The organism is Vibrio sp. St2, assembly GCF_947311885.1.
Classification (GTDB): Bacteria; Pseudomonadota; Gammaproteobacteria; order Enterobacterales; family Vibrionaceae; genus Vibrio; species Vibrio coralliilyticus.
Map to the genome: position 1 here is coordinate 1 of NZ_CAMZNA010000015.1, position 11,296 is coordinate 11,296.

At 47.7% G+C, this 11,296-nt stretch carries 8 protein-coding genes and 2 tRNA genes; 2 read left to right on the forward strand and 8 right to left on the reverse strand.

Features of this window, described 5'->3' with window-relative positions; genetic code table 11:
* Window positions 1–110: 110 nt before the first annotated feature.
* Together QMA41_RS23400 and QMA41_RS23405 are read left to right on the forward strand one after the other, a co-directional pair.
* A tRNA-Thr gene (locus tag QMA41_RS23400) sits at window positions 111–186 on the forward strand.
* Window positions 187–190: 4 nt separating this feature from the next.
* Window positions 191–266: transfer RNA gene (locus tag QMA41_RS23405), tRNA-Asn, on the forward strand.
* A 300-nt stretch (window positions 267–566) separates the two neighbouring features.
* Here QMA41_RS23405 and tldD read toward each other — a convergent pair.
* From tldD to QMA41_RS23445, 8 genes are read right to left on the reverse strand one after another with little or no spacing between them, the layout of a single operon-like run.
* Window positions 567–2,012 carry a metalloprotease TldD gene (gene tldD, locus QMA41_RS23410; RefSeq protein ID WP_019277249.1) on the reverse strand — a complete coding sequence of 482 codons (1,446 nt, stop codon included), beginning with the start codon at window positions 2,010–2,012 and terminating at the stop codon, window positions 567–569.
* A gap of 9 nt (window positions 2,013–2,021) precedes the next feature.
* Window positions 2,022–2,840 carry a carbon-nitrogen hydrolase family protein gene (locus QMA41_RS23415; protein ID WP_006958276.1) on the reverse strand — a complete coding sequence of 273 codons (819 nt, stop codon included), beginning with the start codon at window positions 2,838–2,840 and terminating at the stop codon, window positions 2,022–2,024.
* A 12-nt stretch (window positions 2,841–2,852) separates the two neighbouring features.
* On the reverse strand, window positions 2,853–6,728 hold the full coding sequence (locus QMA41_RS23420) for a YhdP family protein (protein WP_281630723.1): 3,876 nt from the start codon (window positions 6,726–6,728) through the stop codon (window positions 2,853–2,855).
* Window positions 6,729–6,735: 7 nt separating this feature from the next.
* Entirely contained in the window at window positions 6,736–8,205 is a 1,470-nt protein-coding gene (gene rng / locus QMA41_RS23425; protein ID WP_006958278.1) for a ribonuclease G, read from the reverse strand.
* A gap of 22 nt (window positions 8,206–8,227) precedes the next feature.
* On the reverse strand, window positions 8,228–8,788 hold the full coding sequence (locus tag QMA41_RS23430) for a Maf family protein (protein ID WP_064488104.1): 561 nt from the start codon (window positions 8,786–8,788) through the stop codon (window positions 8,228–8,230).
* Window positions 8,789–8,791: 3 nt separating this feature from the next.
* The gene (mreD, locus tag QMA41_RS23435) at window positions 8,792–9,280 is read right to left on the reverse strand and encodes a rod shape-determining protein MreD (RefSeq protein WP_281630724.1); all 489 of its coding nucleotides are present in this window, start codon (window positions 9,278–9,280) and stop codon (window positions 8,792–8,794) included.
* Window positions 9,270–10,157, reverse strand: coding sequence for a rod shape-determining protein MreC (gene mreC, locus QMA41_RS23440; RefSeq protein ID WP_006958281.1), 888 nt, complete (start codon window positions 10,155–10,157; stop codon window positions 9,270–9,272). The genes mreD and mreC overlap by 11 nt, the downstream gene beginning before the upstream one ends.
* A gap of 57 nt (window positions 10,158–10,214) precedes the next feature.
* Entirely contained in the window at window positions 10,215–11,258 is a 1,044-nt protein-coding gene (locus QMA41_RS23445) for a rod shape-determining protein (RefSeq protein WP_004747218.1), read from the reverse strand.
* Window positions 11,259–11,296: the final 38 nt, after the last annotated feature.

Sequence of the window (11,296 nt, forward strand, 5' to 3'; positions counted from 1 at the left end):
TTAGTTCAGTTGGTAGAACGGCGGACTGTTAATCCGTATGTCGCAGGTTCGAGTCCCGCAGGGGGAGCCATATTCAATCGATGAGTGAAAACTTGTTGATTAAAAAAGGCGCCGACTTAGCTCAGTAGGTAGAGCAACTGACTTGTAATCAGTAGGTCACCAGTTCGATTCCGGTAGTCGGCACCATTATTCCCCCTTAGTTCAGTTGGTAGAACGGCGGACTGTTAATCCGTATGTCGCAGGTTCGAGTCCCGCAGGGGGAGCCATATTCAAGAAGCCAAGTCGAAAGACTTGGCTTTTTTCGTTTTTAACTGCGACTTACTTGTTCCAAGTAAATACCTCAGAGCTGGCCGCCCGCGTTGAGTCCCGTGGGGAGAGCCATGTTAAGAAAAGCCTCATCACTTGATGAGGCTTTTTCGTCTCTGTTGTTTCGTTTTGTCTCAGCTCTGCACGTCACCTCTCTTCACACATGAAAATAGCAAACCGAAAACAAGAACTACGAAACTAAAAAAGGGCTGGCACGTTGGCGCCAACCCTTTCTAAATAGCTATTATTTATTGTGGCTATTACTCAGTACCACCTACCGTTAGAGAATCCAGCTTCAATGTCGGTTGTCCTACGCCCACAGGCACGCTCTGACCCGCTTTACCGCAAACACCCACACCTCGGTCAATGCTAAGGTCATTACCGACCATAGAGACTTGCTGCATCGCTTCAATGCCTGAACCGATCAGAGTCGCGCCTTTCACAGGGCGAGTAATCTTACCGTCTTCAATCAGATACGCTTCTGAAGCAGAGAACACGAATTTACCTGAAGTGATATCCACCTGGCCACCACCAAAGTTTGGCGCATAAAGGCCCTTCTTCACCGTAGAGATGATCTCTTCCGGTGTATGTTGACCTGGGAGCATGTAGGTGTTGGTCATACGCGGCATTGGAAGGTGCGCATAAGACTCACGACGGCCATTCCCTGTCGGTGCTACACCCATCAAGCGCGCATTGTGCTTATCCTGCATGTAACCTTTAAGAACACCGTTTTCAATCAAGGTGTTGTATTGACCGGCTACCCCTTCGTCATCGATGTTAAGAGAGCCACGTAGGTCTTTCAAAGTGCCGTCATCAACAATAGTACAAAGCTCAGAGGTGACTTTCTCACCAACCTTACCGCTAAATACCGAAGATTCCTTACGGTTAAAGTCCCCTTCCAGCCCGTGGCCTACGGCCTCATGAAGCAGGACACCAGGCCAGCCTGAGCCTAATACAACCGGCATTGCACCCGCTGGTGCAGCTTCAGCTTCAAGGTTAACTAGCGCCATACGAATCGCTTCATCAGCGTAGTGATAGGCTACTTTGATACCCTGCTCTTCCGTCAAAAAGAAGTCATAACCAAATCGGCCGCCACCACCAGCACTACCTCGCTCACGACGTTCACCACGCTGAGCCAGTACACTGATAGACAAACGTACCAACGGGCGAATATCACCCGCATAAGTGCCATCTGTTGCCGCGACAAGCATTTGCTCGTGCACACCGCTTAGGCTTACCGACACTTCTTTGATCAGCGGCTCTTTAGTCCGAATGTAAGCATCCAGTTCTTTAAGCAGCTGAGTCTTTTGTTCTTTCTTCCAGCTTTCGAGCGGATTCACTGCTGCGTAAACCTGCTGATTGTCACTGCGTTTAAATGCCTGCACCTGAGCACTTTGGCCTTGTTGAGCAATACCACGCGCAGCGATTGCGCTCTGCTTCAGGCCTTCAAGTTGGATTTGATCTGAGTATGCGAAACCCGTTTTTTCACCAGCGATTGCGCGAACACCAACCCCTCGGTCAATGTTAAACGAACCATCTTTGATGATGCTGTCTTCCAGAACCAAAGATTCATGCCAGCTCGACTGAAAATAGATATCTGCGTAGTCAATCTGACGGCTAGCAATGCTCGATAAGGTCTCTGCAATGTCCTGCTCGGTCAGACCTGCCGAGTTTAGCAATGCGTCTTCTACTTGGTTTATTGTCATACTTCGCTCTTAAACATGTAAATGGTTTTGGAACCGGGTGTGGTTGAGAGTCGGCATCGCAGCGCGGATTTCCTTGACTCTGTCTAGGTCAATATCGACCAGCAGGTTTTGAGGTTGTTTGTTCAAGCTGGCCAAAACCTCTCCCCATGGAGACACTACCATAGAATGCCCCCAAGTTTCTCGGCCACATGGATGGACGCCTGTCTGGTTCACAGCGATAACCCAGCTTTGAGTTTCAATTGCGCGAGCCCTGAGTAAAGGCTCCCAATGAGCCTCTCCCGTAACTGCAGTAAATGCCGCGGGAACCAGCAATACGTTAGCACCTCTCTGCGCCAGTTCACTGTATAGCTGTGGAAAACGGACATCATAGCAGATTGTCAGCCCCAAATGAGCGACGGGCGTATCGACTGACACAATTTGTTGGCCTGGGCGGAAGGTTTCTGACTCACGATAGCGCTGGTGCGCATCTGCGACGTCAACATCAAACATATGTAGCTTGTCATAGTGAGCAATCAACGCCCCATGCGGATCGAAGACCAGAGAAGTCGTCGTCACACCATCATCACAGCGAATTGGCATACTGCCCACAACAAGAAATACCTTCGCATCTTTTGCAATCTGTGAAAGCTGGCTTTGAATTGGCCCCTGATTAAGCGGCTCAGCCAGCGTGTGGTAATCGGCTCGATTGCCAAAGACTAAGCTGTTTTCGGGTGTCACTACCAGCTTCGCGCCTGCCTCAGCGAGAGTCACTACCTGTTGCTGGATATAGGCCAGATTCTCTTGCGCATCTGGCCCTGATGTCATCTGAATTAGTCCCACTCGCTCCATGAGTGATTCTCCTTATTCAATCGATTCGCGTAAATTTTCCGGCAGTTTAAACTCACCTTTGCTTCGCGACAGCTCTTTAACCACTGGTGCATCCAACGGGCCTTTGACTTCGTAGTTAACCTGAGTAAAGACCTCAACCACAGGTGAAATCACCGTGGTAATAGCCAAAACATACAACGCGGTTTGCGGCGTAACGGCAAAGGCGGTGAGAACCGGAATACCCGATGTGATATCTGGAACAAAATTTACTTCTGCATCTACTGTGCGTGAGTTGAGGTTTGCCAGACCTTTGATCGACATGTCCCCTGCAACGGCATCCATCTTGATGTCATTGGTCAGGAAGATGCCGTTTTTGATCTCACCACTGCCGGTGATAGAGTCAAAGGCCATACCGTTATCAAACACATCGCTAAAATCGAGCTGCATTTTGCGAATAATAGAGTCGAGACTGAATAAGCCCAGTAGTCGCGCCGCTCCACTGACATCTGAGATTTGGCCTTTACCCAGCTTGGTCGAGACATGGCCTTGCAGAGTATTCACCTTCATCGACCATGGTGAGCCATCCCATTCCACTTTAGAGTCAATTTCGAACGGAGCCTTCTGAATACCCGACGTGATACCAAATCGTTCCATCACGTCACTGTTATTCTCACCTGACATCACTATGTTAAATTTAGTATGACTCTGATCTTTCGTTAGAAGCCAAGAGCCATTCATATCAACTTTGTTAGCACCGCTTTGGAAAGACAGCTTCTTCCATTCTAGACGCTCCCCTTGGCGCTGCAGATCCAAGTGTGTCTTCCCCACTTTGTAACCTTGCAGCCAGAAGTCATCGATAGTGAGAGTGATATTTGGAATTTGCTCATGGAAAGAACGTTCAAAATCACTGATCAGTTCTTTCTGATCTTTGCCTGCTTCAAACAGAGTCGTGTCTTTGTATTCAGTATCTAAGGCAGGGATATAAACATGCAGCCTATCGAGTGCGACAGAAAGGTCGTATGGCTCAATATAGCTCGCTTCACCAGCCGCCTCCTGACTATCTAAACTCATGTGCCAGCCAAGGTTCTTACGCTTTGCCGTGAAATCGACGTCATTCCACTCAATACCCGCGAGAGTCAACTCACCAACATCCAATTCAACTCGATCAGGAGTAGGAATTTGTGGAGTGTTCATGTCGGCAAGCACCGCTTTACTGGTATTGGAGGTAGAACGAGATAACAACTCAGCCCACTGGTCGATATCAAACTTATCTGTACGTATCTGAGCCTGATGTCCTGCTACTGGGCTAATTTTGAAGCTACCCTTACCCAATATTAGATTGGTTGCTTTCAAGACAGGCGTCTCCGGACGAATATCAATTTCGGTTTGATACTTAAGACCAGGCAGTTGCAGTCGAGCGGTAATGCTTTCCTGATTGCCAGAAGCTTGCATGCTCGCCTTACCCGATTGGTATAGTTCTTTATTCAACGGATAAGGATAGTGACTACTTACCATCTTCAGGTCGGCACTGGTATCAAGCTGATAGGTGAAGCCAACATCATTAAGTTGAATGTCGACCCCCATACGCCACGGCGCATGACCGTCCAAAGGCCCCATCCACTGCCCACCAAGATAAGGAGTCAGCGGTTTCAGATCCCAATCGCCAACCACATCGATGTTAACACCGTAGCCCTGACCTGCATTTTCACCGGCAAAATCTATCGCCACGGGCTGTTTTAATAGATGCGCAGACAAACCAGCTGCGCTGACGACGTCATTATCGAACTCAACACGACCTGACACCGTTTCCAGCGTCATGGGAGGCGTTTCAATCGTGACCTGATTTTCATCTAGATCAGCGTAGCCCCAAGCGCGTGCTTCTTCGTCGGAACTGAATGGAATATCAAGTTGAAAGCTCGATGTCACTTTGCCGTCAACCTGGACCGCGGTTAACGCCGCGCCAACTGAATCGACGAGTGGCGATGCTGTCATATAGTCACGCACCGCATTACCCTGAGCAACAGCGCTAGCTTCAATTTCAATATGACCACCGGGAGCTAGCTCCGGAATGACCCCACTAATTCGCGTCGCTTTGACATCCATTAGGGTAGCGCTGCGAGAGTTAAGGTACATGGAATCATTCTGGAACAACAAATCCAGCTGCAAGTCAGTGATCGGTGGCCAAGCCGTATCAAAACTGAACTTCGCTTTCTTTAGCCCTACCCACGCTTGAAACATGCCATTGTTCTTGCGGTATGGGAAATCACCCAGTTCACCATACCAAAGTAGCTTAGCAGTATTGACTTTACCTGCCTGAATCGCAGTGGAAAGGTAATCTGTTAATTCTCGTCCAAGAGCCAATGCGGGTAAATAACGCCAGGTTTCCCCTGCGTTATATAAATCGGCTTCTGCGTAAAATGATAAGAATGGGCTTTTATCTTTAGGGAAATCTAGGCGAAATGCGCCCAACACCTGAAGATCTGGCGTTGCCGCCGTGACTTTATCTGCCCATAGGCTCCAACCATCAGCGCTGTTCTGCCAGACGATGTCTACCTGACCTTGCTTGATGTTCAATGGTGCCTGAAAAACATCACCGTAAGGCAGTACGTCATCAATGATCTCCACGTTGGCCTTAGCTTGATGGGCGTTACCAGACACTTTTGCAGAGAGGTGATGTAGACCTGGCAGCAATTCCCATTGCTTCATCGAGCCATCGCTGAGCTGGGCTGAGTATTTCAGAGAGTCTAGGTTATCTTTTTCCATCGACACTCGAATATCTTCCACTAAACCGCCAAGGTCTAACGTTTCTAGCAGCTTAGTGGTTTGCTTCGATTCCGGCGCCAGCTTGACCAACGGAGAGATGGCTTTCAAATCAAGCTGAGAGGCATTGAGCAGCCAGTGTTCAGGTTGCCAATTGAAGGCAATATCAAGCTCCGGCCACAATTGCCCATCCGTTTGCAGCACAAGTGAGTGAGCATTCACTTGCCAACCTTCCGCTTTAGGCTCCAATTGCAGTACGCCTGACTCAATCAGCAGTTCATGCTCTTTGCCTTCTCTCCAAGTCAGTTCTGAAGGCTCCAATTCAACATACGCGTTGGTTGGTTTGTTGTGCTCTAACGTGATCCAGCTGTTTAAACTAACCTTGCCTTTTTCAATGCCGGTTTCCGTTTTGAGATACTTAGTCAGCCAAGGCGTGACCAGTACGTTGTCCACCGCTAAGTAAAACTCACCACTCACCTCAGCTAAAGAACCGTGGTCGACAAAGTTCGCTTTAACTTGCGCCGAGTTCAGGTTGCTGTGCGCAATGCTGACTTCACCATCTGCGATATGACGTTGACCTTTGTTTTGCCAAAACAGCTTGGCGATTTCCAACTCTCGTATCGAACCGTCAATACCTTGCAGTATGATCTCAGAGTCAATTAGTGAGAAACTATCCAGCTGACGCAGCAATAGCTGGTCCAGCTGCTGAACCACGCTTTTCTGATCACCTTGCGGTTGCATCGCGGTTTTTTCACCGGACTGCACCCACTCTATAGTACTCATATCCAGCTTAAGATTATGAATACTCAGGTCGGCGATGACGGGCCGCATATCAATCACAGATTGAATCAGGTCAAATTCGACTTCAACGGTTTGAGCAGAAAAGTGAATCCCACTGCTTTCCGGGGTGTTTGCCCGTACATTTTGCAATGAGATGGAGGGATGAGTGTTACGCCAAAAACCACTGATCTGATCGATTTCAAAATCCAGAGTCGAACCCTTGTTGACCCATGTTTGGATTTCATCTTGGAAACGATTGAGCTGTGGCAGCGTAATACGTAGAGTTGTGATGGCAATAGCTAAGGCGACCATCAGAGTCACCAATAGCCACAGTAATACCTGAATTAAGCGTCTAGCGGTTGTGTTCACAAAAAGCCTACATCATGACAACGTCAAATTGCTCTTGAATATAAAGAGGCTCTGCCTGAACTTTGACCTGCTTGCCAATAAAGACTTCGAGTTCTGCCAATGCATGCGACTCGTCGCCTTGCAAGGCATCCGCGACAGAAGGGGAAGCGTAAACCACGAATTTATCCGCCTCATACGCTCGGTTAACTCTAGTGATTTCGCGAAGAATCTCATAACAAACAGATTCAACCGTTTTGACACTTCCACGCCCCTCACAAGTTGGACAAGTAGAACATAGGATATGTTCAATACTTTCGCGCGTTCGCTTACGTGTCATTTCGACCAAACCCAGCTGGGTGAAGCCGTTAATATTGGTCTTTACTCTGTCTTTGTCGAGTGCCGCTTCTAATGAAGTAAGTACACGCTTACGGTGCTCTTCTGACAACATGTCAATGAAGTCAATGATGATAATACCACCCAGATTACGCAGGCGCAGTTGGCGTGCAATCGCCTGAGTTGCTTCAACATTGGTATTGAATATGGTTTCTTCAAGATTTCGACGACCGACAAACGCCCCGGTATTAATGTCGACTGTCGTCATGGCTTCAGTTTGATCAATGATCAAATAGCCACCTGACTTAAGTTCCACTTTACGTTCCAAAGAGCGTTGAATTTCGTTCTCTGTGTCGTACATATCGAAGATTGGCTTATCACCTTCGTATAACTCCAGTTTACTCGTCAGCTCTGGTACGTATTCTGAGGTGAATTCTTTGAGGTTTTCAAATTCCAAGCGAGAATCAACCAGTATTTTGGTCAGTTCAGTGCCGACAAAATCACGTAGAATGCGTTGTGATAACCCGAGTTCACCATAAAGTGTCGAGCGTGTTTTGTACTTAGAACGGCGCTCATTGACCTTTGACCAGAGTCGTTTTAGAAAAGCGGCATCTTGAGATAGCTCAGTATCATCCGCGCCTTCAGCTGCAGTCCGGATAATAAAGCCGCCATCTTCATCACAGTAGTGACCAACGACTTTTTTCAGGCGATTACGCTCTTCTTCGCTCTCAATACGTTGTGAGACGCCGACATGACTCGCCCCTGGCATAAAGACCAAGTAACGGGAAGGTAAGGTAATGTCTGTGGTCAGGCGTGCGCCTTTGGTGCCAAGCGGGTCTTTCACCACCTGAACGACAATGTCTTGTCCTTGGCGAACCAGCTCAGAGATATCTCTGACTTGAAACTGTTGTTTCTCATTCTCTGCCACACACTCTGTGTGAGGAACAATGTCAGAAGCATGAAGAAACGCTGCTTTGTCTAAGCCAATATCAACAAATGCCGCTTGCATCCCCGGCAGGACTCGGCTGACTTTGCCTTTGTATATATTGCCGACAATACCGCGCTTTGCTTCACGTTCCACATGGATCTCTTGTAGGGTTCCCCCTTCAATCATGGCCACACGAGTTTCACTCGGGGTCACGTTGATTAGCAACTCTGCACTCATCGGCGCACCTCAAAATTTTAAATTATAAGAATTTGTGCAAGAGCTGGTCCGTTTCGAATAATGGGAGGCCTACCACAGCATGATAGCTACCCTCAATACGCGTTACGAAACGGCCTCCGATACCCTGGATTCCATAGCTACCAGCTTTATCGCATGGTTCACCCGTATGCCAATATTGTTCTATCTCGTTTTCTGACAAAGGTTTAAACCATACGTCTGTAGTCACCACTACAGTTTCTTGTTGTTCTTTATTGGCCACTGTCACTGCTGTCATCACCTGATGACAACGATCTGACAGCGACATCAGCATCTGTTTAGCATGTTCCAGATCATCGGGCTTTTCCAGAACGGTGTTGTCACAAACAACGATGGTATCTGAGCCAATGACAACAGCATCACTTGCGAGCGCTAACCCCGCGAGCGCTTTATCTTTAGATAGGCGTGCGACGTACTGCTTTGGGTTTTCATCTGATGACTGACTTTCTTCGACATCGGTTCGAATAACAGTAAACGAATGACCTAATTGTGATAGCAGTTCTTTGCGTCTCGGTGATCCTGACGCTAACACCAACTTTTTCATCATCAATTACCTTACATGCCAATGTCGTCTGACTCTGCGCATCAACAGGAATAACCACGGCCACAGAATACAGTTTATCAAGCCACTCCACAGAGACAGCAGATTAAATGTAATGTCCTGTATCAAGTATTCTCCTGAGAAAATCAGAACATCCAAAACAATAGAGAGCAAGCCAATTAGCATCGCTTGCTGCCAAAGGGCCATATTCCTCAAGACCAAGAAGTTAAGCGCCACCAGATAAACGACGATCGACATCATCATACCGCGAATACCCAAGGTGGAACCAAGCAATAAGTCCCACAGCAAGCCAAGTATCAAAGCGGTACCGACATTGACTCGATGTGGCAATGCCAACACCCAGTAACAAACCACAAGAAACAGCCAAGAAGGTCTTAGCACATCCAATACGCCAGGCCATGGAATAGTCTGAAGGGTTAAGGCTATTAAAAACGAAAAGGCAATGGCCATTTTGCCTTTAAATACACTATTCGCCATTACCGCTTACCTCTTGCATGTTACTTGGTAATGCCTGTTGAATCTTGTCCTGACGAGAATCATTTGGCCAGATGAGAAGCAAATAACGTAGGCGTTCAAAATCGACAACCGGTTCAGCTTCAATCGCCGCGAATTCACGCGCAGTGTCGCGGACAACATTCACCACGTGCGCCACTGGATACCCTTCTGGGTACACTCCACCCAAACCGGAAGTAACCAGTAGGTCGTCTTCCTGAATATCGAGGCTGATCGGAATATGATCTAAGTTGATTCGGTCTATCTTGCTGTTGCCTGACGCGATAACGCGGATGTCATTACGAATCACTTGGACAGGAATAGCACTCTGGCTATCTGTAAGTAACAATACGCGGCTGTTATGGGCGGAAACAAAGGTTACCTGACCAACAATCCCTTTTTCGTTCGCCACAGGCTGGCCGACATAAACGCCATCTATCTGGCCTTTATCAATCACCACTTGCTGACGATACGGTGACGTATCTACGGCCATCACTTCAGTGACTACTTTGCGCTCGTCTCGTACAAACGAGGAGCCCAACAGTTTACGCAAGCGCTGGTTTTCTTCACGATACTGATCCAACAGCAACATATCATTCTTGAGACGTAGAATTTCACGCTTAAGCTGATGGTTGCTCTCCATAAAGTCTTTGCGAATATTGAAGCGCTCATAGACCCCATCAAACATAGTGCGAGGAACATCAGCTAAATACTGAATCGGGGCCACCATGCTGTTGAGTAAATAACGTACCTGAGCAAATGCGCCTAAACGACTATCAGCCAGCATAAGGCTGGCTGATATAATGACTGCGAAAAACAGGCGTAATTGAAGTGAAGGTCCTCGGCCAAAAATCGGCTTCATTGAGTATGAGTTCCTTAATCGCTCGAAATAGCCTAGCGGTTTGCTAGGCCAATTCGATTATTCTTCGCTGAATAGATCGCCACCGTGCATGTCGATCATTTCTAGAGCTTTACCGCCGCCACGTGCTACACATGTCAGTGGATCTTCCGCGATGACCACTGGAATACCAGTTTCTTCTGTTAGAAGACGATCAAGATCTTTCAGTAGCGCACCGCCACCTGTAAGAACCATACCGTTTTCTGAAATATCAGATGCAAGTTCTGGTGGACACTGTTCCAGCGCAACCATCACAGCTGAAACGATACCAGTCAGTGGCTCTTGCAGCGCTTCAAGGATTTCATTTGAATTCAGGCTAAAGCTACGCGGTACACCTTCAGCAAGGTTACGACCACGTACTTCAATTTCTTCAACTTCATCACCCGGGTATGCAGAACCGATCTCGTGTTTGATCTTTTCAGCTGTTGCTTCACCAATCAAACTGCCGTAGTTACGACGAACATAGTTGATGATCGCTTCATCAAAACGGTCACCACCAATACGTACTGAAGATGAGTAAACCACGCCGTTTAGCGAGATAACCGCAACTTCTGTAGTACCACCACCGATATCAACAACCATAGAACCAGTAGGCTCAGAAACGCGCAGGCCAGCACCGATTGCCGCCGCCATTGGCTCATCAATCAAATAAACTTCACGAGCGCCAGCACCAAGTGCAGACTCACGAATAGCACGACGCTCAACCTGAGTAGAGCCACAAGGTACACATACCAAAACACGAGGGCTTGGTTTAAGCACACTGTTGTCATGCACTTGCTTGATAAAGTGTTGCAGCATTTTTTCGGTAACGTAGAAGTCTGCAATCACACCGTCTTTCATTGGACGAATTGCCGAGATGTTACCTGGAGTACGACCTAGCATTTGTTTTGCGGCATGGCCGACAGCAGCGACACTTTTGCCTGCTCTGTTACGGTCCTGACGGATAGCGACTACTGAAGGCTCGTCTAGGACAATACCCTGTCCCTTGACGTAGATAAGAGTGTTGGCAGTACCTAAATCGATTGATAGATCATTAGAAAATATGCCACGAAGTTTTTTGAACATATTCTTCGCTCGTCCTGAAAGAATTAGAAGATAGAAAA

Excerpts from the sequence above, each read along its gene's own strand:
- QMA41_RS23415 (WP_006958276.1), bottom strand. The coding sequence starts at position 2,840 with ATGGAGCGAGTGGGACTAATTCAGATGACATCAGGGCCAGATGCGCAA.
- QMA41_RS23430 (WP_064488104.1), bottom strand. The coding sequence starts at position 8,788 with ATGATGAAAAAGTTGGTGTTAGCGTCAGGATCACCGAGACGCAAAGAA.
- mreC (WP_006958281.1), bottom strand. The coding sequence starts at position 10,157 with ATGAAGCCGATTTTTGGCCGAGGACCTTCACTTCAATTACGCCTGTTT.
- QMA41_RS23445 (WP_004747218.1), bottom strand. The coding sequence starts at position 11,258 with ATGTTCAAAAAACTTCGTGGCATATTTTCTAATGATCTATCAATCGAT.
- tldD (WP_019277249.1), bottom strand. The coding sequence starts at position 2,012 with ATGACAATAAACCAAGTAGAAGACGCATTGCTAAACTCGGCAGGTCTG.
- mreD (WP_281630724.1), bottom strand. The coding sequence starts at position 9,280 with ATGGCGAATAGTGTATTTAAAGGCAAAATGGCCATTGCCTTTTCGTTT.
- rng (WP_006958278.1), bottom strand. The coding sequence starts at position 8,205 with ATGAGTGCAGAGTTGCTAATCAACGTGACCCCGAGTGAAACTCGTGTG.